The sequence below is a fragment of the Acinetobacter sp. YH12144 genome (assembly GCF_013418345.1).
Taxonomy (GTDB): domain Bacteria; phylum Pseudomonadota; class Gammaproteobacteria; order Pseudomonadales; family Moraxellaceae; genus Acinetobacter; species Acinetobacter amyesii.
Genome location: NZ_VPCD01000022.1, coordinates 40,118 through 66,429, shown reverse-complemented (window position 1 = coordinate 66,429; position 26,312 = coordinate 40,118). Strand labels below are relative to the sequence as shown.

Annotated in this window: 23 protein-coding genes and 2 pseudogenes; 12 read left to right on the top strand and 13 right to left on the bottom strand. The window is 39.3% G+C overall.

Annotated features, from left to right (window positions below; all coding sequences use genetic code 11):
• Positions 1–110: pseudogene (locus FTU79_RS13970) on the top strand (IS5/IS1182 family transposase); the annotation flags it as partial.
• A gap of 228 nt (positions 111–338) precedes the next feature.
• Here FTU79_RS13970 and FTU79_RS13965 read toward each other — a convergent pair.
• The 3 genes from FTU79_RS13965 to FTU79_RS13955 form a co-directional block, all read right to left on the bottom strand.
• A complete protein-coding gene (locus FTU79_RS13965; protein WP_180050832.1) occupies positions 339–1,652 on the bottom strand; it encodes a DcaP family trimeric outer membrane transporter in 1,314 nt (437 codons plus the stop codon).
• 126 nt (positions 1,653–1,778) lie between these two features.
• Positions 1,779–3,152, bottom strand: coding sequence for an MFS transporter (locus FTU79_RS13960; protein ID WP_180004495.1), 1,374 nt, complete (start codon positions 3,150–3,152; stop codon positions 1,779–1,781).
• A gap of 191 nt (positions 3,153–3,343) precedes the next feature.
• Entirely contained in the window at positions 3,344–4,258 is a 915-nt protein-coding gene (locus FTU79_RS13955) for a LysR family transcriptional regulator (RefSeq protein ID WP_180027179.1), read from the bottom strand.
• Positions 4,259–4,538: 280 nt separating this feature from the next.
• On the opposite strand from FTU79_RS13955, the gene catA reads away from it, so the two are divergent.
• From catA to benE, 6 genes are all read left to right on the top strand, one after another.
• Complete coding sequence (gene catA, locus FTU79_RS13950; protein ID WP_180050830.1) at positions 4,539–5,459, top strand: catechol 1,2-dioxygenase; 921 nt, start codon at positions 4,539–4,541, stop codon at positions 5,457–5,459.
• A gap of 85 nt (positions 5,460–5,544) precedes the next feature.
• A complete protein-coding gene (gene benA / locus FTU79_RS13945; protein WP_180027181.1) occupies positions 5,545–6,942 on the top strand; it encodes a benzoate 1,2-dioxygenase large subunit in 1,398 nt (465 codons plus the stop codon).
• Positions 6,939–7,448, top strand: coding sequence for a benzoate 1,2-dioxygenase small subunit (gene benB / locus FTU79_RS13940; protein WP_180004503.1), 510 nt, complete (start codon positions 6,939–6,941; stop codon positions 7,446–7,448). Before benA ends, benB begins: the two co-directional genes overlap by 4 nt.
• Before the next feature lie 94 nt (positions 7,449–7,542).
• On the top strand, positions 7,543–8,559 hold the full coding sequence (benC, locus tag FTU79_RS13935; RefSeq protein ID WP_078190731.1) for a benzoate 1,2-dioxygenase electron transfer component BenC: 1,017 nt from the start codon (positions 7,543–7,545) through the stop codon (positions 8,557–8,559).
• A 14-nt stretch (positions 8,560–8,573) separates the two neighbouring features.
• Entirely contained in the window at positions 8,574–9,359 is a 786-nt protein-coding gene (gene benD, locus FTU79_RS13930; protein ID WP_180027182.1) for a benzoate diol dehydrogenase BenD, read from the top strand.
• A 64-nt stretch (positions 9,360–9,423) separates the two neighbouring features.
• On the top strand, positions 9,424–10,647 hold the full coding sequence (benE, locus tag FTU79_RS13925; protein WP_180027183.1) for a benzoate/H(+) symporter BenE: 1,224 nt from the start codon (positions 9,424–9,426) through the stop codon (positions 10,645–10,647).
• Positions 10,648–10,828: 181 nt separating this feature from the next.
• Here the strand turns inward: benE and FTU79_RS13920 are convergent, their stop codons facing one another.
• Complete coding sequence (locus FTU79_RS13920) at positions 10,829–11,665, bottom strand: SDR family oxidoreductase (protein WP_180027184.1); 837 nt, start codon at positions 11,663–11,665, stop codon at positions 10,829–10,831.
• Between the two features lie 524 nt (positions 11,666–12,189).
• Here FTU79_RS13920 and FTU79_RS13915 point away from each other — a divergent pair.
• Positions 12,190–12,630, top strand: coding sequence for a DUF2147 domain-containing protein (locus FTU79_RS13915; RefSeq protein ID WP_168379617.1), 441 nt, complete (start codon positions 12,190–12,192; stop codon positions 12,628–12,630).
• Positions 12,631–12,715: 85 nt separating this feature from the next.
• On the opposite strand, the gene FTU79_RS13910 is transcribed toward FTU79_RS13915, so the two are convergent.
• On the bottom strand, positions 12,716–13,771 hold the full coding sequence (locus FTU79_RS13910) for an aromatic ring-hydroxylating dioxygenase subunit alpha (RefSeq protein ID WP_180050827.1): 1,056 nt from the start codon (positions 13,769–13,771) through the stop codon (positions 12,716–12,718).
• A 248-nt stretch (positions 13,772–14,019) separates the two neighbouring features.
• On the opposite strand from FTU79_RS13910, the gene FTU79_RS13905 reads away from it, so the two are divergent.
• Complete coding sequence (locus FTU79_RS13905) at positions 14,020–14,949, top strand: LysR family transcriptional regulator (RefSeq protein ID WP_078190745.1); 930 nt, start codon at positions 14,020–14,022, stop codon at positions 14,947–14,949.
• Between the two features lie 103 nt (positions 14,950–15,052).
• On the opposite strand, the gene hpxO is transcribed toward FTU79_RS13905, so the two are convergent.
• Positions 15,053–16,210, bottom strand: a complete 1,158-nt coding sequence (gene hpxO / locus FTU79_RS13900) for an FAD-dependent urate hydroxylase HpxO (RefSeq protein ID WP_180050824.1) — start codon at positions 16,208–16,210, stop codon at positions 15,053–15,055.
• Positions 16,211–16,418: 208 nt separating this feature from the next.
• Here hpxO and alc point away from each other — a divergent pair, with 208 nt between their 5' ends.
• Together alc and FTU79_RS13890 are read left to right on the top strand one after the other, a co-directional pair.
• Positions 16,419–17,426, top strand: coding sequence for an allantoicase (alc, locus tag FTU79_RS13895; protein ID WP_180050821.1), 1,008 nt, complete (start codon positions 16,419–16,421; stop codon positions 17,424–17,426).
• Positions 17,427–17,516: 90 nt separating this feature from the next.
• Complete coding sequence (locus FTU79_RS13890; RefSeq protein ID WP_180022856.1) at positions 17,517–18,017, top strand: ureidoglycolate lyase; 501 nt, start codon at positions 17,517–17,519, stop codon at positions 18,015–18,017.
• 204 nt (positions 18,018–18,221) lie between these two features.
• Here FTU79_RS13890 and FTU79_RS13885 read toward each other — a convergent pair.
• The 6 genes and pseudogenes from FTU79_RS13885 to FTU79_RS13860 form a co-directional block, all read right to left on the bottom strand.
• A pseudogene (locus FTU79_RS13885) lies at positions 18,222–19,602 on the bottom strand (nucleobase:cation symporter-2 family protein).
• 30 nt (positions 19,603–19,632) lie between these two features.
• The gene (gene uraH / locus FTU79_RS13880) at positions 19,633–19,953 is read right to left on the bottom strand and encodes a hydroxyisourate hydrolase (RefSeq protein ID WP_168379624.1); all 321 of its coding nucleotides are present in this window, start codon (positions 19,951–19,953) and stop codon (positions 19,633–19,635) included.
• Positions 19,950–20,453 carry a 2-oxo-4-hydroxy-4-carboxy-5-ureidoimidazoline decarboxylase gene (gene uraD, locus FTU79_RS13875; RefSeq protein ID WP_180050819.1) on the bottom strand — a complete coding sequence of 168 codons (504 nt, stop codon included), beginning with the start codon at positions 20,451–20,453 and terminating at the stop codon, positions 19,950–19,952. The genes uraH and uraD overlap by 4 nt, the downstream gene beginning before the upstream one ends.
• A gap of 143 nt (positions 20,454–20,596) precedes the next feature.
• Positions 20,597–21,559 (bottom strand): allantoinase PuuE, encoded by a 963-nt coding sequence (gene puuE / locus FTU79_RS13870; protein ID WP_180050816.1) that lies wholly within the window; start codon positions 21,557–21,559, stop codon positions 20,597–20,599.
• A 96-nt stretch (positions 21,560–21,655) separates the two neighbouring features.
• Positions 21,656–22,222 (bottom strand): hypothetical protein, encoded by a 567-nt coding sequence (locus FTU79_RS13865; protein ID WP_180050813.1) that lies wholly within the window; start codon positions 22,220–22,222, stop codon positions 21,656–21,658.
• Positions 22,223–23,180: 958 nt separating this feature from the next.
• On the bottom strand, positions 23,181–23,576 hold the full coding sequence (locus FTU79_RS13860) for a hypothetical protein (RefSeq protein WP_180008126.1): 396 nt from the start codon (positions 23,574–23,576) through the stop codon (positions 23,181–23,183).
• Between the two features lie 265 nt (positions 23,577–23,841).
• Here FTU79_RS13860 and yddG point away from each other — a divergent pair, with 265 nt between their 5' ends.
• A complete protein-coding gene (gene yddG, locus FTU79_RS13855) occupies positions 23,842–24,765 on the top strand; it encodes an aromatic amino acid DMT transporter YddG (protein ID WP_180050810.1) in 924 nt (307 codons plus the stop codon).
• Positions 24,766–24,788: 23 nt separating this feature from the next.
• On the opposite strand, the gene FTU79_RS13850 is transcribed toward yddG, so the two are convergent.
• Positions 24,789–26,087 carry an MgtC/SapB family protein gene (locus tag FTU79_RS13850; protein WP_180008124.1) on the bottom strand — a complete coding sequence of 433 codons (1,299 nt, stop codon included), beginning with the start codon at positions 26,085–26,087 and terminating at the stop codon, positions 24,789–24,791.
• Between the last annotated feature and the right edge of the window lie 225 nt (positions 26,088–26,312).

Sequence of the window (26,312 nt, the reverse complement as noted above, 5' to 3'; positions counted from 1 at the left end):
TGAAAACCTTCAAAATTCTTGCTGAGCGATATCGCAATCGAGGCAAAAGACTAGCATTAAGATTCAATCTAATTGCTGGAATTTATAACTTGGAGCTGAGTGAAAAATGACTTATGAAAGAAATCTATTATATTTTTTAGTCAAAAAATAAAAGTTTCTAAATAAGATAAAAGCCCTCAATCGATAAAGATCAAGGGCGTGTATTGATTAAGAGTACGCATTGAAAGATTGTCGGAAAGTCAGATGTCAAAACCTGAACATACTTCCAATCACGCTCTCGTTAAATTGATATTGAAATTTCTAAGGCAATTTAAATTAAACAATTCTCTGTAAGGGCATTAGAAGTTGTACATCGCGACCGCATTGATTCGGTTATCTTCACCCTTAGTACTGCCATTTGGTGCAGCGCCAAAAGCTTCACGTTCACCATAGACATATTCCAGACCTAAACTAATCGGCTTAACAGGGCTGTAAAATACATTTGCCCATGCTTGCCACAAGTTTTTATTGGCCTTGGTTTTATCAACTAATGAGTTGACATAATCTGCATTACCATCTGCTTTCATATAACCATAGCCCAATGTTCCGCGCCATTGTGCTGAAATTTGTTGAGTTAAACCTACTGTAATCGAGTCAAATTCATTGGTGGCGATGATGTCTTTATCCGCATTGGTCACAAAACCTTGGTTCGTCCATGACACAAAACTACTGTCGCCTTTGACATGGTAATAATCCGCTTTGAGCACTGTTTTATCCGTCAAATCTAGTTTTGCGCCCAGACCAAGTCCCCATGCGGTTTCTATATCCGTATCCGTTTTCTTTTCAGCACCCATCGCACGTGCGCTTAACATCAGTGTATCTGTCATTTTATGGTTTAAACGCGCTGTTAATGCAGGCAAACGCATATTTGAGCTGTCATCCTTAGAATCTTCTGCTGCGAGTACAAGATTTGTCTCTGGACTAAATTTGTGACTATAGCGAACTTGCGGTGTACGTTTAACAGCACCACCGACATAGCCCAATGCATCAATGGTTTCAGGCATATAATCAGGTACAGCAAAGTTAGACCATGTTTGCCCCACCAACCAATCACCATAGGTCAAATAGGCATGACGAATCCGCAGTCCATCATTCGCACCCAAAAAGTCGACTTCAATTTTACCGCCTACATCGCCCACTTGAGTCGGCGTTTTAAAGTCTAGTCCTAAACGTGTGGCAGCAAGTGTTGCTTTTAAACGATCTGAACTTTCAGCATTCCCTTCTAGCGGAACACTATTCATTTGGTTATACAGGCGAGATAAGCTGCCGCCTTCTGCCTGATAAGATGCATCTGCACGTACATTGCCATACAAGCTAAATTCAGCGCCCGATTTGGTATTTAAACTCAGGCTTGGTGTTTGAGTCGGTTTTTGATTCTGCGCAGCAACTACAGGTCGTTGTTTTACGTCTTTGATTTCACTCGACAAAGTGTTTTGCTGCTGAACATATTGCTGCATCATGGCTTTTAATGCTTTGACTTCATCACGCAACTGTTCAACTTCAGCCTCACTGACTGCCGCATGTGTCCACATGGGGAACGCGGCTGCACAAGCCAGTATCATCGGTTTAATTTTAAAGGTTTTTTTGACTAAATTTAGCTTTTGAGTTTTCATCCTGACCTCGATTTGGGCAATGCCCTTTCCTTATTTTTTGTCACAATTTCCCACTAGCCCTCATGCTGTGCATCAGGGCCTGGAAACTTAAAATTTTGGGGTAATGTTAAATCTTTAAATATCGGCTTAATTCGCTGGATTTTTGATAGCTTGCGTATTGAGTTTTGGCGATTGACCTTGAGTAGATGCCTCTACAGACGCTTGCAAATTCACCATAAAGATCGCCAATGCAGCAATAACACCGGGAATGGCTATCACCAAGAAGTTCATTTGATGCGGCAAATTCATGGTTAACAGTGCCCCTGTAAGCACAGGTCCAACGATTGCACCAATTCGTCCAATACCCGATGCCCAGCCCATACCTGTAGAACGTACCGTGGTTGGGTAGTATTGTGCGACAAAGGTATAAAGTAGGATTTGCGAACCGATGGTAGCTGCGCCTGCTACAGCAATTAAGGTATACAGAACCATTTGCGGACTGTTAAAGCCCAGTAAGATTAAAGCCAATGCGCCACACATGAACATGATGCTTAGTACTTTCTTGATATGGAATCGGTCTGCCAAAGCACCTCCACCAATAGCACCTACCATTCCACCAATATTCAGTGCAAAGAGGAAAATCATACTTGCACCTAGCGAATAGCCAGCTTGAATCATCAATTTTGGTAACCAACTTCCAAGTGCATAAACCATCAATAAGCACATGAAAAATGCAATCCAGAACATAAACGTACTGAAACTACGGCCTTGTTGAAATAATGCTTTTAACGGAGCTTTGTCTTCTTCAGAAACCTCATTGAGTACAAATTGAGTATCTGTTGTGAGGACTTGTTCAGGGGCAATTTTTGAGACAATCGTTCGAGTCGTATCTGTTTGATGCTTTGAAGTTAAATACATCAATGATTCAGGGAGGAATTTCCAGATTAAAGGCAGTGCAAGACATGGAATAATCGCAATATAAAACATGATTTTCCAGCCATATACAGGCACTAACCAAGCACCCAATAACGCTGAAGCCATACCACCAATGGCATAACCACTAAACATTAGTGCAACCAAGGTGCTGCGTATACGTTTTGGCGCGTATTCTGTCATTAATGCCACAACGTTCGGCATAACACCACCGATGCCTAGACCGGCAAGAAAGCGTAAAATACCAAACTCAACTGGAGTACTTGCAAAAGCACCGCAGAAGGTAAAACCACTAAAAATACCGACGCAGATCATAATGGTTTTTTTACGACCAATTTTATCGGACAGTGTGCCAAAACACATGGCACCAAACATCATGCCAAATAAAGCCGTACTTGCCAGTAAGCCGGCTTGTACCGCAGATAAGGACCATTCTTGCATCAACAACGGTAAGGCAACGCCATAGATCACCAAGTCATAACCGTCAAAAATAATAATCAAAAGACACCAAATCAAAACACCCCAATGAAATGGCGTAAATTTGGCTTCATCAACCAAGGTATTAATATTAATTTTCTGGTTTTGCATAGCCCACCTCCTAATTGTGAAGCTTGTAAAATTCGCTTTTCACAATGAATAAGTCGGTGCTTAATGTCCAAAACCGATTAGGCATGTTTGTATACCTAAAAAGTAGAATATAAATTAATCCCTTGATTCCGCTTTATTTAAATAGATCATTTCATAACTGCAGTTCATCTGAACGTCTAGCGACAGCATACTCAAAACACAGCACGATCATATGGAATCGCTTCTAAATCATACACTTGATAAACACTATCAAATAAACCACGAATATCTTCGCTCTCATCCATATGACGCACAGCCATAAATACAGGGCTAATCGCGGCTTCGTCTAAGATAGGAACAAAGGTTAAATGTGTTAATTGCACACTTTGGGCACTCATTGGGGTAATACAAACCCCTTCATTCGCTGCAACAAAGCCTAGTGCCAGTTGTAATTCACGTACTTCACGTACTTTTTTAGGTTCTAAACCATACTCTGAAAATATGCCACGCACTTGGGTCGAAAAGTTTGGTTTGTTGTGATTTGGGTAAAAAATCAATTGTTGATCGATCAGATCTGCGAGATATACCCCTTCCTTTTTTTGTGCCAATGGATGACTAGCATGTAAGGCTACCACTAAGCGTTCTTCACGCAGTAAAACCCGTTTGATCGCGGGGTCTGAAATACGCAAACGCCCAAAGCCGACATCTATACGACCTTCTTTTAATGCTTTAATTTGTTCAGTGGTCGCCATTTCCTCCATTTCTATTTTTAAATGTGGGTGTTGTTGTTTAAATAAATACAAAATATTCGAAAGTAAACCAAACAATAAAGAGCTCACAAAACCGATTGTCACGGTCCGTTCTGTCAAACCGATTCGTTTCGTCATTGATTTAATTTCTTCTGCATTAGACAAAAGTTTTAAAGCATGATGATAAAAAAATTGACCTGCTTCTGTAGTCTTAAGCGGACGGCTACCTCGTTCAAATAACTGAATTCCAAGCTCATGTTCCAAATTTTGAATCTGCCGACTCAAAGGTGGTTGAGCTATATATAGTTTTTCTGCCGCTTTGGTAAAACTCTGCTCTTCAACCACCGCGACAAAGTATCTTAAGTGTCTTAGTTCCATAGTTATCGATACCTATTAAGTATAATAAAATGCAAATTTGATCTTCGACGTGAAGATTTTATTCTTTTAAGGTATATCACATAGACAGGATTAAGCAAATTTAATCCCATCCAACAGATCAAAAACATCGTGCAGCGCATTACCTGAAAGAGGCTTCAGCCGCTACATGAAACAACTTAAAAAGTATTGTTAGACACCAAACAAGGAACGTGGCAGCCAAAGACCTCTTTTATCGAGTGATAGCCACCCATACTTAAATGCATACTTAAGGAGATATAGTATGAACCGTCAAGAGATTGATGTTCTGGTTAAACAAATGAACGTAGATACAGCGACAGGGCCTGTTGACCAACGTGTACAGCAAGTTGTGGTACGTTTATTGGGTGATTTATTCCAAGCGATTGAAGATCTAGATATTACTCAAACTGAACTATGGAAAGGTCTAGAGTATTTTACAGACGCGGGTCAAGCAAACGAATTAGGTCTTTTAGCCGCAGGTTTAGGTTTAGAGCACTATCTTGATTTACGTGCGGATGAAGCTGATGCGAAAGCAGGTATTACAGGTGGTACACCACGTACCATTGAAGGCCCTTTATATGTGGCTGGCGCACCTGAATCAGTGGGCTTTGCTCGTATGGACGATGGTACGGAAACCGATAAAATTCCAACTCTGTTTATTGAAGGTACGGTAACAGATACCGAAGGCAACATCATTGAAGGCGCTAAAGTTGAAATTTGGCATGCCAACAGCCTAGGTAACTATTCTTTCTTTGATAAGTCTCAATCTGACTTTAACCTTCGCCGTACGATTCTTTCTGACCAAGACGGTAAATATGTTGCACAAACTACGATGCCCGTTGGTTATGGCTGCCCTCCAGAAGGCACAACTCAATTTGTTTTAGACAAATTAGGCCGTCATGGTAACCGTCCATCACATGTTCATTATTTTATCTCTGCACCGGGTTACCGCAAGCTAACTACTCAATTCAACATCGAAGGTGAGAAATACCTTTGGGACGACTTTGCCTTTGCAACACGTGATGGTCTAGTGGCAACTGCCGTTGATATCACAGACGAAGCTGAAATTGCACGTCGTGGTCTAAACCAACCGTTTAAACACATTAGCTTTAATGTTGAGTTAGTTAAAGAACAAGCTGCTGCACCAAATACTGAAGTTGATCGTCGACGCGCTAGCGCTTAATTACTCACTCAAAGGAAGCCGAGCTGTCTCATCCAAGTTTGACAACTCGGCGACTATCCCCTCATTGGACAGTCGGAGAATGGACATGCCACGTATTCCTGTAATTAACACTAGCCATCTAGATCGTATTGATGAACTTCTTGTCGATAATTTTGACACTGGTGAATTTAAACTGCACCGCTCAGTATTTACCGATCAAGCGTTATTTGATCTTGAAATGAAATACATTTTTGAAGGTAACTGGGTGTATTTGGCACATGAAAGCCAAATTCCAAATAACAATGATTATTACACGACTCATATCGGTCGCCAGCCGATCATCATTGCACGTAACCGTAATGGTGAACTGAATGCCATGATCAATGCCTGCTCACATCGTGGCGCACAGTTATGTCGTTATAAAAAAGGCAACAAAGCGACGTATACATGTCCATTCCATGGTTGGACCTTTAATAACTCAGGTAAATTACTCAAAGTTAAAGACCCTGCCGAAGCGGGTTATTCAGATTGCTTTAACCAAAATGGTTCACATGACTTGAAAAAAGTCGCGCGCTTTGAAAGTTATAAAGGCTTTTTATTTGGTAGCTTAAATCCTGATGTGCCAAGCCTTGAAGAATTCTTAGGTGAAACCACCAAAATTATCGACATGATCGAAGGTCAGTCGGAAAACGGTTTGGAAGTTTTACGTGGTTCATCTACCTATACCTATGAAGGTAACTGGAAACTGACAGCTGAAAATGGCGCAGATGGCTATCACGTATCAGCCGTGCATTGGAACTATGCAGCGACCACTCAGCACCGTAAAGAAGCACAAGCGGCAGATAATATTCGTGCCATGAGTGCGGGTTCTTGGGGCAAGCAAGGCGGTGGTTCTTATGGTTTTGACAGTGGTCACATGTTGTTGTGGACACAATGGGCTAACCCAGAAGACCGGCCAAACTTTAGCAAAGCCGATGAATATACCGAAAAATTCGGCGCACCGATGTCGAAATGGATGATCGAGCGTTCACGTAACCTATGTCTTTATCCAAACGTCTATTTGATGGATCAATTCGGTTCACAAATTCGAGTTTTACGCCCGATTTCTGTCAATAAAACTGAAGTCACCATTTACTGTATCGCCCCTGTCGGTGAAGAGCCAGAAGCACGTACACGTCGTATTCGTCAATATGAAGACTTCTTTAATGCTTCAGGCATGGCAACACCTGACGATTTAGAAGAATTCCGTGCCTGCCAAGCAGGTTATGCAGGAATTGAGCTGGAATGGAACGACATGTGCCGTGGTTCAAAACACTGGATTCATGGACCGGATGATGCAGCCAATGAAATTGGATTAAAACCGCTATTAAGTGGCATCAAAACGGAAGATGAAGGTCTTTACCTTGCTCAGCATCAATATTGGTTAAAAACCATGAAACATGCCATCGCTGAAGAAAAAGAACTAGCTGAACAAGTCGCAAATGAACAAGGAGATGTCGCATGAATGCAACTGCACATTTAGACAGCGTAAGCATTGAAGCTGTATCTCAGTTCCTCTACCGCGAAGCGCGTTTTTTAGATGATGAACAGTGGGATGAATGGCTAGAGTGCTATGCCCCATCTGCATCATTTTGGATGCCGGCTTGGGATGACGATGACCGCCTCACGGAAGATCCACAGTCTGAGATTTCTTTGATTTATTATCCAGACCGTCAAGGTTTAGAAGACCGTGTCTTCCGCATTAAAACCGAGCGTTCATCTGCCACGATGCCGGATACACGAACCAGCCATAACATTAATAACGTCGAGATTATTGAACGTGATGGCGACAACGTAACGGTGCGTTTTAACTGGAACACCTTAAGTTTCCGCTACAAAACCAACTATAGCTACTTTGGCATGTCACGTTATGAAATTGATTTTTCAGGTGAGCAGCCAAAAATCCTCAGCAAATATGTTGTTCTGAAAAACGATTATATCAACCAAGTTATTGATATTTATCACCTCTAAAAGCTTATTTCACTAAGCAAGGTTTTACTTTCAGCCAGAAGGATATTTGGCTGAAAGGACACGTTATACCAGATTTTCAAAAGGATATTCAGCCATGTCAAACCATAATGTTGCACTTCAATTTGAAGATGGCGTTACTCGTTTTATTAGTGTTGCTCAAGGTGAAACCCTATCCGACGCAGCCTATCGTCAAAAAATCAATATCCCTCTAGATTGCCGTGATGGCGCATGCGGGACATGCCGTGCATTTTGTGAGTCGGGTACTTACGACATGCCTGAAGAATCTTATATCGAAGATGCTTTAACCCCCGAAGAAGCTGAGCAAGGTTATATTTTAGCTTGCCAATGTCGTCCAAGTTCAGATGCTGTTTTCCAAATCAGTGCATCATCTGACGTGTGTAAAACTGAAATTCATGAGTTTCAAGGCACATTGTCTCGTGTTGAAAATATGTCGGATTCTACGATTACCTTTGATATTCAACTGGATGAAGGTCAACCTGACATTAACTTCTTGGCAGGTCAATACGTCAATGTCGGCATTCCGGGGACTGAAGAAACTCGTTCGTATTCGTTTAGTTCAAAGCCGGGCAATCGTTTAACAGGCTTCGTGGTTCGTAATGTCCCTGAAGGCAAAATGAGTACTTTCCTGAGTGCCGATGCGAAAGCCGGCGACAAAATGACCTTCAAAGGACCTTTTGGTAGTTTTTATCTGCGTAATGTTGTCCGCCCTGTGGTCATGCTTGCAGGTGGTACAGGTATTGCGCCGTTTATGTCCATGTTACAAGTGCTTGAAGAAAAAGGTTCTGAACAACCTGTTCGTCTTGTATTTGGCGTAACCAATGACTTTGACATCGTAGCAAAAGACAAGCTCGATGAATTACAAAGCAAACTCCCGTGGTTCGAATACCGTACTGTGGTCGCTCACCCTGAGTCACAGCATGAACGTAAAGGCTATGTGACTAGTCATGTTGAAAAAGATTGGTTAAACAATGGCGATGTGGATATTTACCTCTGTGGTCCTGTACCGATGGTCGAAGCGGTACGTGGCTGGTTAGATACCGAAGGCGTTAAACCTGCAAACTTTTTGTTTGAAAAATTCTCAGCGAATTAAGGGAGAATAGTTTAATGTCAGAACAAGCCAGATTTAACAATAAAGTTGTCATCGTTACCGGTGCCGCTCAAGGTATCGGTCGTGGAGTAGCACTACAAGTGGCTCGAGAAGGCGCTCAAGTGGTATTGGCAGATCTCTCAGATTTTGTTGAAGAGACGCTTAACGATATTCAAGCCCACAATGGCGATGCCATTATTGTTAAAGCCAATCTTGAAACATTTGCAGGCGCTCAATCAGTTGCTGCTCAAGCCATTGAAAAATATGGCCGAATTGATATTTTAATCAATAACGTTGGCGGTGCGATTTGGATGAAGCCCTTCCAAGAATTTTCAGAAGAAGAAATCATTAAGGAAGTTAATCGTTCATTATTTCCAACCCTCTGGTGCTGCCGAGCCGTGTTACCTGAAATGATTCAAAATCAGCAAGGGACAATTGTAAATGTATCTTCTATTGCAACCCGTGGTATTAACCGTGTGCCATATTCAGCGTCAAAAGGTGGGGTTAATGGCTTAACCGCTGCTCTCGCTTTTGAACATGCCAAAGATGGTATTCGAGTCAATGCCGTAGCCACAGGTGGCACAGAAGCCCCACCACGAAAAGTACCAAGAAATACCAATCCATTGTCAGATCATGAAAAACAATGGATGCAAGACGTGGTCGATCAAACCATTGACCGTACATTCTTGGGACGCTATGGCACAATTCAGGAACAAGTGAATGCCATCTTATTTTTGGCATCCGATGATTCATCTTATATGACAGGAACAGTCGTCCCTGTTGGTGGTGGAGATCAAGGTTAAACGCTATACCGTCATTGGTTTAATTCAACAGGCTCATTGACATAGTCGCATGGAGGCAAAAGCGATGGCACCCCTGTTAAAAACATTAAAAGAAGATTGGTCGATCTCAGCGACGGTTGCAGGATTTTTAGCCGTGCTGATTTCATATTCAGGCCCACTGATTATTTTTTTCCAAGCCGCACAAAAAGCTCAAGTTTCCCCAGCCATGATGATTTCATGGATTTGGGGGATTTCTATTGGTGCTGCGCTGGCGGGTATTTATCTCTCTATTAAATATAAAACCCCGGTGATTACCGCGTGGTCAGCGCCCGGTACAGCCCTTTTAGTCACCCTATTTCCGAATATTTCACTGAATGAAGCCATAGCAGCTTATATCACGTCCGCTATTGTTATTTTCTTGATTGGCATCACTGGCTATTTTGACAAACTCTTAAAATGGATTCCTCAAGATGTCGCTGCGGGAATGATGGCAGGTATTTTATTTCAGTTTGGACTTGGACTGTTCACTGCGACAGATAGTATGCCGATCATTGTCTTTGGCATGTTATTGGTCTTTCTCATATCGAAAAGACTTTCGCCACGCTACGCGATGATTTGGGTCTTACTGACTGGTGTCATCCTGAGTTTTACATTAGGAAAAATTAATCCTGTTGATGTGAATTTTCAACTCGCTATACCGCAGTTTATTGCTCCAGTTTGGACTTGGAACTCGACTTTAAATTTGGCGATTCCCTTAATTTTAGTCAGTCTGAGTGGTCAGTTCCTTCCGGGGATGGCGATCATGAAACTAAGTGGATATGACACGCCAGCTAAGCCCATTATCACTGCGACCAGTATTGCCTCGCTCGCTGTCGCATGTGTCGGAGGTATTACCATTGTTTTGGCGTCTATTACCGCAGCCATGTGTATGGGCAAAGATGCACATGAACTAAAAGAAAAACGTTATATAGCCGGTATTGCCAATGGTATTTTTTATATTTTAGGCGGCTTATTTGCAGGCAGTATTGTCATGTTATTTAGCCTATTACCTAAAGAGTTGGTCGCTGCACTTGCAGGTTTAGCGTTATTAGGTGCGATTGGAACAAACATGTCCGTTGCGATGAAAAATGAGGCCAACCGTGATGCGGCGCTAATCACTTTTTTAGCGACAGCCTCAGGTATGCATTTTTTAGGGCTAAGCTCAGTATTTTGGGGGATTTGTATCGGTGTCGCTGCACATGTCATTTTGACCAAACGAGTAGCCACACAAGCACCGATGACAACGACTCAAGATTCTAAAAGTTCATAATGTCCAAACGCATTGCCAATACAAAGAAGATGGAACACTACATCTTCTTTGTTTAATCGAAAACTCAATTTTTTGATTTTCTTGTCATTTATAAACTTAAAAATTCAATATTCGAAATTAAGAGCTCTATAGGATAAAAAAGGGATCATGTTGCATCATCCCTTTTTTACTTATCTTTGAATTATTTACGTTTTTTCTTACCACTAAGTAGATCTATGGCTTGGGCATAACGTGTAGGTGCAATTCGCTGAATTAAATCAATAATTTTGGCATCATTACCAATTAAAACTCGACGTTTATTCTGCTTTACCGCATCTAAAATGACTTTTGCTGCGACTTCAGGCGGTGTTTTTAGCACTTTATTAAATGCTTTGGTTGCCCTATCTGGGTTCATCCCTAACGCACGAATACTGTCACTCATACGCGCGCTATTTGCAATATTGGTTCGAATCCCACCCGGATGCACGCAAGTTGCGCTGACTCCAGCATTTTCCAAGTCTAATTCTTGGCGTAAAGATTCAGTAAAACCTCGTACCGCAAACTTCGTTGCATTATAGGCACTTTGAGTCGGTTGAGCCGTCAAACCAAATAAGCTGGAAATATTAACTATATGTCCATCGCCACTTTGTTTTAAATACGGTAAAAATGCTTTTGTCCCATATACCACGCCCCAGAAATTAATATTCATAATCCACTCAATTTCATCATAATGCATACCTTCTACAGTACTGGCTAACGCGACACCTGCATTATTAAAGATCAAATTGACCTGGCCAAATTCAGCTTGGGTTGCAGCCGCCCATTGCTCTACAGCGGCACGATCAGACACATCTAATTGGGTCTGAATTATTTTCACACCGGTGTACTTAATCATTTCAGCCGTTTGTGCAAGACCGTCAAGGTTGCGATCACTTAATGCTAGATGCGCACCTGATTGAGCCAGTTGAATGGCTAACTGCTGCCCAATACCTGAACCTGCTCCAGTAATGGCTGCGACTTTGTTGTTAAAATTTTTCATCGTTATTCCTATACACACTTAATCTCGTTCAGTGAACAAGCTGCATTTTCATATTATTCATAACACAAGCTTAACGAGAACTGATCTATGAATGAAATGATTTTATTTAATTGTAAAATATGAATGCTATACATAGCTCTTTAGCGTTATTGCTTCAAATCAAATTAATGTAATTCAACATGATTAGAGCAAAAATTGAAAACTTAAATGAGCCTTTTAGCTCCGGCTTTTTTTGGGATTGTAGCTCTAAATTTTTCAGCTCAAACAGCGTTTGATATTTATAAAAGTGATACAAATCCCAAATGTTATAAACAAAGCTCAACATTTATTCTATTTTTCTACACGATCCAGATTCTACATATTCAAAATCAGTATATAAAATCCACAATATATACTTATTTTTTTGTGAATATAGCCCTTGAAGACAACAAGGCTGATGCTTTGTAATTTTCCAAGTCTTGTGTATCCACCCTTTGGAAGATCAGGGATGCACATCTCTTACTATGTTCAATAGAGGTTCTAAAATGATAAAAACAACTCTTAGCCTAATCGGTTTGTCACTGGTGTCTAGCTTAGCTTTGGCTGCTGATCCATTGCATGGTACTAAATGGAAAACCATCGATGACCAAACCAAAAAACCTTTATCTGTAGTTCAATTTAATGAAACATCAAAGGGCGTTTTATCTGCAAAAATCGTTGATGTACTCACCCCGGGTGAAGCAGAAAACTGCCAAAAATGTGTAGGTAAATTCCACAATAAACCACTACTCGGTGTGCAAATCGTGAATGGTTTGAAAAATACCGGTAAAAATACCTATGACGGCGGTAAAATTACTGACCCGAAAAATGGTAAAACCTATAGTTTCAATGCCAAAATGTCGAATGACGGCAAGACCTTGAATGGTCGTGGCTATATTGGTGTATCTGCGCTTGGACGCAGCCAAACATGGATACGTGTAAACTAATCCTTTATGTACAAAGTCAAAAGCGGCTCGATTGAGTCGCTTTTTTTGTATGAAAACCAAGAATGAAATTATTCGAAAATAAAAATTAAACGGTATAACGTTTGCTTAGCCCCCATTCAGCTAATATGCGACGATAGGTTGTCGATGATCGATCTGCTTCGAAATGCGCCTCCATACTAATATCCAGTGGCAATTCCTCTGGTTTTTGACTTTCCACCATGTCCTGATCTTCAGCAAAAATTTGTGCATTAAAATCATAGACCGCTTGCAAATCGCCAGTGGTATCAAAATTACGAGTTAAAGGCACAAATAAACGGGTTTTATTATGCGATACAGGACAACAAGCATTTAAGATTTTTAACACCCCATTTTCAGGAAAATCGATGGTTAAAATTGCAGAAAATGGCGGATAGACATCAAACGTTCTTTTCCATAAAAAATCTTCTGGCGCTAAATGTTGTAAGCCATGCGGATAATTACTCACATCACTGAGATATTCTGTATGTAGTCCATAGTCTGTACGCACTGTCGAATATTTTTTCACTTTGGGGTTTTCACGGTCTGCAAAGCTCTCATGATGCACCCATGCGAAATGTGCAACATCAATAAAGCCTTCGAGCTGACGTCCACTTGAACCACCAATATCTACATAAGGTGGCAATATAGATTGGTGCTGCTCGTTATCCCACGTGTCTAAATCTGGAAAATTGGCCGTAGATTCATCGCGATTAAATAAACTGGTCCACACCAATCCATATTTCAATACAACTGGAAATTTAGTTAATGAAAAACGCTCTGAAATTTGAGTCAGCTCTGGCTGTGCGGGAATTTTTACACACCTTCCTGCGCCGTTATAATGTAAACCATGATATGGACAAATGATGTCTTCACCCTTGACCCAGCCTTTAGTTAATGGCACCCCTCGATGTGGACAAATGTCACGAACCAAATGAATTTTTCCACTTTCAGTTTGATATAACGCCATTTTTACATCGAGTAATTGCACTTGTTGCGGTTCAGTCGAAACATCTTCTACACGTGCAACGGGATACCAGTGCTGCGCCAAAATATTCCAGTCGTTGGCATCAAATGTACTGCACTGAGGTTGGGTAAATAAATTGAGTACTGGAATGGCATTCATAGTTCATCTCGACAATTGCAATATTTCTTTAGCATTTAGCGCTATTTAAATTTTGCTAAATCCTTATTTTCTAAGTCGAAATTAAATTCTAAACACATTTCTGTCTATTAGAATGATTTGCATAGATTGTTCTGTTTTTTAGAACAATAAGCATTGATCTCTGCACGATTTGATAAAGCTGGCATGAATATCGCTTAAAATGCATAACATTATAATTCGCTAATCACGCGATAGAGATTGAAGCTTGTATGTCGATTACCTTTTCTAGATTTTCTGAATATTTTATGGCGGTTGCACGGACTGGAAGTCTGCGCAAAGCTGCTGAACAACTTTTTATTTCAGTCTCAGCAGTACATCGGCAAATCGTTTTGGCAGAGGAAGAACTGGGGGTTGCCCTATTTGAACGATTACCTCAGGGCTTAAAACTGACGCTCGCGGGTGAATTACTGTATGCCGATTTATTAAAATGGCAAAAAGAATATCAACTGACACGAACTCGATTTGATGAAATCCAAGGCTTAAACCGTGGAAACATTGAAATGGGCTTTATTGCGGCTTTGAATGACAGTTTCGTCGTCGACTGTATTCAAAAGATGGCTGAAACCTATCCGTGGATCAACCTCAATATCAGCATGAATAGCAGTGAAGATATTTCCAGAAAAATCGTCGATGCAGAATTAGATTTTGGCATTATTTTAAATCCCAAAAGCCATAGCCAATTAGAGATTTTATCCTTTATAGAAATTCCGTTGGGCTTTGTGATGTCGCCGCATCATACCTTGGGTGGAATGGATAAAATTTATCTTTCAGATACGTTAAATGAACGGCATATTTTGCCGAGTGATCCACTCATTATTAGTGAATATGTACAGACTTTATATAAACATCATAAGTTTAGTCCGATTCAAAAGATTGAATGTAATGACATTAGAATGATATTATCATTGGTTCAACAGCAATTAGGTATCAGTTTGATGTCATACATGGATGCTTTACCACTGCTTGAGAATAATAAGATTATTTTTAAACCGATCCGTGAAAAAGGCTTACACAGTTTGACCATCGCTTTATGTGTCGCATCGAAACGCCAAACCTCTCGAATTTCTCAGATCATGATTAATCTTTTGGTGGAAAAAATGGAAGAAATTAAGATCAATTTAAAATCTTTGAACCCCTAAAACCATTATTTAGGCTTTTTTTGTCACTTAATTTTTTGTAAAAAAAGCCAGTGCGAATAACCCGTACTGGCTGCTGAAAGCTAAAGTTTTATCTGTTTATTTTTTAATCCAATGGATTACCTACAATATTACTAATAATGCCTTTCATAATATGATTGCCTTGTTCTTTACGCAGTTCTGCATACCATTCACGCGTCACACTTTCATCTTTCATATGGGTCACATCACAACGCTTACGCGCTCGCAGTACCAATTCATTGGCACGTTCATTACGTTTATTTTGATAACGACGCAATGAATCTTGTAAGCCTAAAGTATTGATTTGCAGAGAACGGGCTAAATAAATTGCATCTTCCATTGCTTGGCAGCCACCTTGTCCAATATCCGGCGTTGTACTGTGTGCTGCATCACCCACGATCACCACACGACCTTTGTAGAAATCTGCAAAAGGTTCAATATCATGAATTTCTACCCGATTGGTTTTTTGGGCATCTACAGCATCAATCAGCTTTTGCACCGGTTCACACCAACCTTTAAAGTATTCTTTAAATAAAGCCTTATATTGTGTGCGGTCATTTTCTAAGCCTGCTGCTAAAGGGACATCAAAGAAGAAATAGAATCGGTTGTCGGCAACGGGCATCAGCGAAACACGTTTACCTTCTCCTACAAATGTCGTCCATTGATCTGCCGCAGCAAATTCTTCTGAAATATCGACTAAACCGTTCCAATTGACATAACCTGCATAGCGGCGCTCAACTTGTTCCCCCAATACATACGCCCGTGTCAATGAATGTGTACCATCGGCGCCAACCAATAAATCAGCCAGAACCTCACTTCCGTCAGCAAAACGGGTGATCACTTGATCATCTTGTTCTGAGAAGCTCACCATTTTTTTGCCTAGATGAATATTCTCACGACCAAATTCATCCATGAGCATATTTTGTAAGTCTGCGCGTGAAACTGGATAAGGTCGCTGACCAACTTCTTCGATTAAAGGAAACAGACTAAACTGTGTCATAACATCGCCCGTTAAACCATCGATATAGGCTAAGTGATCCATCTTGCCACCGAGCTTTTCGACTTGTTCGGTTAGCCCCAAATAGTTCAAACATTTGACACCGTTAGACCATAAAGAAATAGCGGCTCCAACAGGTAAAATTTGTTCTGCCTGTTCATAGATGGTTACTTGGTGTCCAAATTTTTTCAAAGCGATCCCTGTCGTTAGGCCCGCCATACCTGCACCAATAATTGTAATGTCCATCTATAACTCCCCTGTGTTTTTTTAAATATCTTTCTCCTAAAAAGCGAAAAGCATGCCATTTTTTCAAACAAACAATAAAAAAATCTAAAGTTGGCACACGCTGTGCTTCTAAACACGTGTAAATGCTAGTTTTTATCAAATGTTAAATTTTTAACACTAAAAACAAAATGCATATGTTTTAAATGAAAATAGTGAATGGATTTTATATATGGCGACTTTACTCGCACCAAGTTTTGATATTCCTGCACAATTACAGACACTTACAAATTTAGCAGATGACCGTATTGGTGCAAAAATACTTGAATGTTCAGATGATTTTTTTGCAGAAGCAAAACGCATGCTTCAATTTAATGCACCTATCTTCGTCGAAGATAAATTTGATGATCATGGCAAATGGATGGATGGTTGGGAAACGCGTCGTAAACGCCATGCAGGTTATGATTGGGCAATCATCCAACTCGGTGTTGCTGGACGAATTCAAGCCTTAGATATTGATACAACATTCTTTACAGGGAATTATCCAGCTTCCGCATCAGTTGAAGCCTGTTTTGCACCAAGTGGTGAGCTAGCACAGGCAGCATGGGTCAATATCTTAGACAATACCGTATTGGGCCCGAGCCAACACCTTATATTGAAGGTCTCAAATGATCAGGTGTTTACCCATGTACGTTTAAATATATATCCAGACGGTGGTATTGCACGATTTAAAGTCTATGGTGAAGTTCAGGTTCAAATTCAAGACAGTACGAGCACATTAGACCTTGTTGCACTGGAAAATGGTGGACGCGTAATTGCTTATAGTGATGCTCATTTTGGACATCCACGAAACTTAATTAACCCTGGTCGTGGTATCAATATGGGAGATGGTTGGGAAACTAAACGTCGCCGTGCACCAGGTTTTGACTGGTGTATTTTGGCTTTGGGTCAATCTGGTGCAATAGAGAAAATTGATATTGATACTGCCCATTTTAAAGGCAACTTCCCTGCGCAGGTTTCCATACAAGCTATTTATGTGGAAGATGCCACTGACCCTCAACTGATTCCGCAAAGTATGTTCTGGCCGTTTTTGCTCGACGCACAAGACATGCAGATGGATCACATTCATAGCTTCGTCAGTGAGATTTTAAAGCATGAAAAAATATCGCATATCCGCATCAATATGATTCCTGACGGGGGGATTAGTCGCATACGGTTATGGGGAAAAATACATCCTTAATTGCAATATTGATAAAATAGGAAGCCTTCGTGCTTCCTATGTGTATGGTTTCAATTTTTTTAATTAAATGCCTTACTAAGATATCTAAACATGACACATAGCATAAAAATACAAGCTCTAAGTATTGAAGGCTTTGCGCCTTTTGGAGAGGTCATTTGCACGACTGGACATGATTTTTTCCACATCAATGACACACATACAGAGCGATATCATGCCCTCGTGGAAACAGAAATTTCAGGTGATGCGGTTGCTGGAATTAGCATCTTTAGAAATATCAAAACCACTGAATTGCCTTTTACGATTTCGATGTTGGAGCGTCATCCCAACGGCTCACAAGCGTTTATTCCAATGCAAGCGCAGGCTTTTTTAGTGGTAGTTGCACCTGCGTTGGATGATCACAGCCCTGATCTTACACAGCTATGTGCTTTCATCACTGATGGGAGCCAAGGAGTCAACTATCGTGCAGGAACATGGCATCATCCTCTCCTGACACTCGAAGCACCCAGTAGCTTTGCCGTCATCGATCGTATTGGCATTGGACATAATTGTGATGTGTTCCAGTTCCAAACGCCTATTCACATTTCAAATTAATGTATTTTTAGCTTAAACACTTACAGTTAAATAGACTAAAAATCACTTAACCAATTGTTAATACATAATTAATTTCATCTTTTGATATTATTTAATTTAAACATAACGCATTAAAAAAGCCCTCAATTCAAAGGGCTTTATTTATTCTATACAAACTATATTCTATGAATCATCGTGTGGTTCAAGACCCAAGATTGCCAATGATTAATGTTGTACATCTATCGCCATGCTTGGTTTTTTAACCTGATCTTTGCTCATAGTCACTTCTTTATTTTTAAATAAATTCAAATGATTGAACACAATATTTAAAATAATCGCCATCAAACAAGTTGAACTAATGCCTGAATGAAAGAGTGTTTGCACCCATTTCGGGAAGTTTGCGTAGAAAGAATGATCGATAATTGGAATCATCCCTGCTGCAATCGCAGTCGCAACAATGATGAGGTTCTTTTGCTCGTTATAGTCAATTTTCGCCAAGGTACGAATACCACTTGCCGCAACCGTTCCAAACAAAACTAAACCAGCACCACCTAATACAGGGACAGGAATCGCTGCAATCAGTCGCCCCATAATTGGCAGAACGCCTAATACGACTAAAATCATTCCACCCGCTGCGACAACAAAGCGACTTTTCACGCCAGTAATCGCTACTAAACCGACATTTTGTGCAAAAGCACTTTGCATGAATGAGCCGAAGATTGGCGCTGCTGCACTAGATAACATATCTGCACGTAAGCCATTGGTAATACGCTCAGCATCCACTTTAGTACCAACAATCTCCCCAACGGCAATAATATCTGCTGTCGTTTCAGTCATAATCACTAAAGTCACGATCAACATAGCAATAATGGCACTTAACTCAAAAGTTGGCATACCGAAAGCAAAGAAGCTTGGAAATTGAATCCAGTTACCATTTGCAACTTTAGAAAAATCGCCAAAACCAAAGGCATAAGCCAGCACCGTACCGAAGACAATGGCCAACAAAATTGATAAACGTCGGATAGTTGCATTACGGGTTAAGTTCAGCGCAATCACGATACCCAAAGTTAAAAATGCCAAACTGATGTTCTCAGCACTTCCCCAGTCTGGTGCTTTATTGTTCCCCCCCCATCATCCAGCGGACCGCTACAGGCAGCAATGAAAGACCAATCACGGTGATCACACAACCAGTCACAATCGGTGGGAAAAAACGAATAATTTTTGAAAAATATGGAGCTAGAAAAAAGCCAATTAGAGATGCAACAATCACTGCGCCATAAACAGCAGAAAGCCCACCGCCTGCGGTTACTATGGCAATCATCGTCGCCACACCTGCAAATGAAACACCTTGTACTAAGGGTAATTTTGCACCGATATATTTCACACCTACGGTTTGTAGGATGGTCGCCAAGCCACCGACAAAAAGCGCCGCCGCAATCAATAAACCGATCTGCGCAGGTTCAAGTCCCGCGGCTGTACCAATAATCAATGGCGGAGCGATAATACCGCCATACATGGTTAATACATGCTGTAGACCATAGGCAAGGCTTTTCCCTGCGCCTAAATATTCATTTTCTGGTGAAACTGTTTTATCTTGTTCTGTCATTTTTATATCCCCTATTTTTTAACTTTGCTCTTAGCTTCCGCGATACGTTGAATATGCAAATGGGCTGATGAGTAAAGGAATATGAAAATGCTGCGAGGCATCTTTTACATAAAAATGAATCACAGCTTTTGGAAAAAAGGTTTCGGTATTTAAAGTCTGAAAATATTCAGCAGTCGCAAATTCAAGGCTATAAGCACCTGCTGTAAAGTCCTTCAGCGCAAAATCATTGACGCGACCATCTGCATTGGTTTGGGCTGAACCTAGTAACTCTCCGTGTGCATTAAATAATTGAATGTGGACATTCGCTGCAGGTTTACCCAGATTGGTATCTAAAATATGTGAGCTAATCATGCGCTAAGCTCCTGTTTTAATCTTAATAAGGCAATTTCAGCCAATTGATGATGAACAATTCGTTTTTCAGTTTCAGGATCATTCAATAATCGATATTGCAGTGCCTGTAGTACATCTTCACTACTAAGGCCAGAGGCTTTGATTAAAAAGAGATAACCATACTTTTTCTCATACGCGATATTGCCTTTGAGCAATGCAAATTGAGTTTCTTCATCTGCTGAAATTTTAGACTGTTCTCGATTTGAAAATTGTTGTTCAAAACTACTTAATTCAGCCTGCGCCTTTTTTTCACCAATCCGGGGATGGTTATCTAAAGCATTTTTGATTTCATCCCAAGTCCAAGCATTTGCAGCTTTTACTGCTTGATCTATGATTTGCGTGACAGAGGTATAAGGGCGCTGCGCCACAATGTGTTCTGCCCAGCTTTCAATTTGCACACAGTGCTTTAAAAAAGTTTTTACATCTGCTTCGGATGCTTTATTAAATTCAACAAGTTGCACTATAAAATCGCCTAAAATTATTGAATGATTGTTCAAATTTAGTTTTGCAATATCAGTGCCAACCTAGGTCTATGATGTCAGTTACCTAAGTACAGGCCTAAAAAAAGAGGAGCTAAGCTCCTCTTTATCCAAATATTTTTTTACTAGACTGCATGATGTGTATACCAATGTTCCGCAATATCACCACGGCGACAAATCCACACTTTTTCATGTGATTGCACATAATCTAAGAATCGTTGTAGTGCTTTAAAACGGCCTGGTCGCCCTAAAATACGACAATGCATCCCAATCGATAACATTTTTGGCGCGCTTTCACCTTCTGCATATAGCACATCAAAAGCATCTTTAAGATATTGATAAAATTGTTCACCACTGTTGAAACCACCAGGCGAACAAAACTTCATATCATTGCTTTCGAGTGTATAAGGAATAATTAAATGTGGACGGGTTTGACCATTTTCATTTGTCAAACGACTCCAAAAAGGTAAATCATCACCATAGTGATCACAGTCATATTTAATTTGCGGAAATTCAGCCAATAGCTGACGTGTGTTGGGACTGTCACGCCCTGTGTACCAACCAATAGGCGTCTTTCCAAATAATGCTTCAAGCACACTAATTGCCTGATCCATGTGCTGACGTTCCAACTCTATCGGCATATCCTGATAATGTAACCAGCGTTGACCATGTGAAACGACATCATAATTGGTTTGTTTGATCGCATCGACAATATAAGGATTGCGTGCTAAAGCCATACCAACGCCAAAGACCGTCATGGGTAAATCACGTTTTTTAAATTCTTCATGAATCCGCCAAAAACCGGCTCTGGAGCCATATTCATACATCGAGTCCATCGACATATGTTTGGCAGGAAAACTGGCCGCTCCAATAATATCGGATAAGAATTGTTCTGATCCTGCATCCCCATGTTCGATATGGTTTTCTCCACCCTCTTCATAGTTCAACACAAACTGCACTGCGATACGTGCCTGATTAGGCCATACGACTTGAGGTACATCGCCATGATATCCAATTAGGTCTCTGGAATAATCCTGTTGTTGGATCTGGTCAATTAAGTCTTGCCCGCGTAAGTAGCCTGTAGTCACTTCAACTTCCTAATTTGTTATATCAAACAGTAAAAAATTAGGTAGAAGCAAGCAAATTATACGCCAATATCGTAGACGGCTAAATAACTTTTCATATCAATGACCATTGCCTTTTTTTAAAATATTGAATGGTTGCCCTGAATCATCTGCAATGATTGAAATTTGCCAAATTTCATCTATTTCTGGAAAATTCTGATGCAGTTGATCAATGAAATAGTAATAACCCTGTGTATTTTCGGTAATATAAATGATTGTATTTGAACACAATATATAGAGCTGAATCTCATCAATGGTTCCAAGATCTTGGCGTACGACATCTATACTTTGAATATCTTTCCATAATATAGTTTTAGTGCTTATTTCAGGCCCAGTTATAGTGTATGTGAAACCATCATTAAAATATTCAAAATCACCTTTATCCTGTCTTAGAATTTCAAATTCGTTTGTTTTATTTTTTATATCTTGTTTTAAATCAATTGAATCTACAAACCAAATATGAGGATGACAAATTATTGCATTCCAAATAATAAAAATACAAAGTGTAAAAAACCATATATTAGCTGTAATTACTATCGTAAGCACTGCCAATATAAATAAGATAAAACCCAAATTTAGGTTTAAAAATAATATAGTTGAAGTTCTTATTGGTAGTTGTACTTTCATTGGCAACTGCTTGAATAAAATATTACCATCATTCAATTTTTCGTTATATTTAAAGTAAAAACAAATTGCCAGTATTAAGAATGATATTAAACTAATGAATGTAAAATGTTTTTCCCATATTTGCCAATTAGATAAAAAATATATAAAAATGACCATAAATATTGAAATTGAACAATACATCGTAAGTAAGGAATTTAAAAAAATATGCATTCTCATTGTTTGTTTAATCTAGTAATTTTTTAATGGTATAACTATACTTAATTATTGATAAATTTAAAGCGTCATGATCAAATATTCTTTGTAAAATCAACACACCTAACTCTGAAAATTAATTTATATTCATAAGTCACTTTTACTCAGTTCCAAATAAAAGATTCAAACAATAAGATTGGCTAGCAATTGATTAATCCATGCTTTGGAGAAAACAAAAGATTTTGATTAGGCCCACCTCATATCCAAGTAAGTTACTTAATTTTTAGTGACTTATGGTGGTCTGCCTTAAGAATCTTTATGCAATAGAGCCATAAACGAGCAAAACTCTACAAAATATTAAAAAAAATATTTACTTATAATTTTTAAATTTTACTCTTCACTCAACAATGCAATATATTGAAAATAAATAAATTACAAAAATATAGATAAACCTAATATAATATTCATAAACTTCAGTTTCTTTTTTTATCTTTCCGATCAACAAATAACTCCCATTATAAATTAGATCAACAAAGATAATAAAAAAAACTACTGCACCAATAAAACTCCAGAAACCTATCCCAAAAAAGTAATACTTTATTAAAAAAATCAAAAATTCAATAATAAAAAAAATAGCTATAATTAGCCTTTTACAATCGTGATAAACTCTAATTACAAATTTATCCATTATTGTTCCTTTTTAAACTATCGATCCATCTCATTACGAACTGCATCATTATTTACTTCTTCAGTAGACATCAATTATTTAATACACATTGCGGCGGTAATGACCTGCTTTACGCAGTGTATGCAGTTGTTCAATGCCCAGTATCTCTTGCAAAGTGGCATCTACCGCTTTGGCCATATTCAAACTGCCGCAGATATAGAGACAAGCCCCTTGCTCTAGCCAATCAATCAATTCAGCTTTTTTTACAACTAGGACATCTTGCACATACTTTTCAGCAAATCCATCACGAGAAAATACCCGATCGATTTCTGCAATTTTACCTTGGTTTTGTAATTCATGCAGTTCATCAGCAAAAATTGCATCGAAAGCTTGTTGACGCTCACCATAAATTAACCAGTTTTGACAGTGCTCTTTTGCGACACGTTGCTTAAGATGTGAAAGCAAACCCGCCATTCCTGAGCCATTGCCAATCATAATTGCCGACTTAACGCCCTCTGCTAAGTGAAAATTTGGATTCGCACGAATATAGGCATGAATACATTGTCCAAGTTTTAAATCGTGCGTTAATAAGCCAGAATCTAAACCTAGTTCATCGCCATGCTGCTCTTGACGTACGACGAGCTCTAAATCTTTTTAATTAAATAGAGTTTGATAATTTCACGCTTATACTAAACGACTGAATAAAGACTATAATAAAAATTAAAAATTCATTCGCCATTTGCGAAATCTTCGAGCAATCATGTCCAAAAATCTTGCAACGCTGATTGGATTCAGTGCAATCTTACAATGGTCTTCTATTGTTGGTTTACTTAAGAAAATTAGTTTCAGTATTGGCCCTGATCTTGCTGTGCTCTTTATGTATACCTTGAGCGCAATTATTCTATTGCTCTTATTTAAAATTCCAAACCTTAAACTGGTTCCGCGCCAATTTTTGATATACGCCACCCTTTTATTTGTGATTTATGAGTTGTGTTTTTCGTATGCCATTGCTTTGGCTCAAACAGCTCAACAAGCGATTGAAATCAGTTTGGTCAATTATTTATGGCCGAGTCTGACAATTGCCGCGTTAATATTATTTAAAGAATTAAAATTTAACTTTTTCGTAATCATTGGTTTAGCCATTAGTTTGGGCGGCATTATTTTAATCCAAACTGGTAACGGAAGTTTTAACTGGTCTACAGTCTTTACCAACATTCAGTCCAATCCCTTTAGCTATTTTCTTGCTTTTATGGGCGCGAGTTTATGGTCACTCTATTGTGTGATTACACGTAAATACAGTCATGGGCATAACCCTATTTCATTCTTTTTCGTCGTGATCACCATTGTGCTATGGCTAAAAATGTTGATATTTCACGGTATCCCGCGAATGCCTGCCGTAGACTTACATACCGGTAAGTATATGTTAATCGTGTCCATCGTGACCGCATTGGGTTATGCAGCGTGGAATGTAGGTATTATAAAAGGCAATATTACGATATTGGTAACTTTATCGTATTTTAGTCCGATTTTTTCTTCGGTTATTTCAATGTTTATATTACAGACACCACTGAGTTTAAGTTTTTGGCATGGTGCCATTTTGGTGACATTAGGTTCGCTGGTATGTTGGATTTCAACCAATTGGCCACAAATTAAAGCCAGATTAATGCAATTGCGCCATGAATAATAAGAAGCAGTCACTTGGCTCATTTATCTTAAACTGAATAGCAAAACCGCGATTAGGCACAGCATATGAAGTAACTGTGTTGGTGCAAAATATAGAAAATATTTCCAGCCACCTGTGAGAAATGCATTCACACATTTTGAAATCGCATGGGCTGATAATCCAATCACCACAGCATAAACCAATGTTAAATTGTCGATATTACCTTGCATCACCACGGTTGCCATAGCTGCATGGACTTCAAAGAGTGATGCTAATAATGTCCCTAAAATTAAGCCTTTATCACCTAAAGCGAGATTTAATCCATAAACAAGTGCTTGGATCAAAGTAAGCGTGATGGCAATGATTGCCGCCTGTTTTAAGCTAAACATTCGACTATCAGTATTTTCTAACGGCACTGTTTCATTCGCCTCTACACGAAGCATTTCAGGTTCTGACTCTTTATTATGCTGAACTTGAGATGAGCCATAAATCAGATATAACGCAGTAAGGACCAATATCAAGATGCCGACGATACTTGGTATAACTAATATTTTAAACCAAGCAAAACTCACCCCAAGGACAATGATCAAAAGTTGAACCAATGTCGCAACACATGAAAAAAGTCCTGCCCCTGCATTACTTTTGGCACTGGCTTTTCCTGCTCGCACTTCCATGCCTAAGCTTGCGATTGTTGCTGTGCTCGACACAAAACCTGATGCCAAGGCCGATAAGATAATCGCTTTATCAGAAGATAGAAGCCGCTTGGCGATGTGCGCTAATGACTGCACCACCAAGATCAATATCAGTAATTTTAAAATCACATAGGGATTTAATACAGAACCCCAATAGGCCTGATTCGGCGTTAAAGGTAAGGCAATTAGGATCAATGCCAGTAAAAATACACCATCTCTTAACTCATAGTCTTTGATCCAATGTGCTGCAAAATGATGTAAGCCTTTTTTTCCAACTAATATGAGGGTCAACACCACAGCCAAACACGCAGCCAATGGAATATTAAATACACAAGCAGCGCCGATTAAATAGGTCATAACAAAAGCTAGTTCTGTGGTTGTGCCAATATCTTGTTTTTGCTGGCTTAATCCATAATAGCTAAACACACTGACGACAATTGCACCGATTACACCAACAGCTAAATGGATTAAAAAACACAATGCTCCAAACAGCGCACAAATGGTAAATGAGCGTAAACCGGCAAAGCTCTGTTCACTGTCCAAATTGTTGTTACGTTGACGCTCCAAACCGATGAGCAATCCACAGCCTAAAGCCGAAGCTAAAATAGTTAACAACGCTGGGAAGGATAATGTTTGTATGAGTATTTCCAAATTTAAGCCCTCCCATCAATACATTGTTTATTTTGGCAATATAAATAAAAAATAATATAAAAATTTAACGCTAAAATTTGAAAAAAACATATAAATTGAACAACTTGAGAATTTTCAATCATGTTCAAAGTTTAGTCATACTTTAAATCATAAACAATTCCATGATAAATATCCTAGTGGACATCAAATATTTCTCATCTTTTAATTAAAAAAAATATTCGAAAA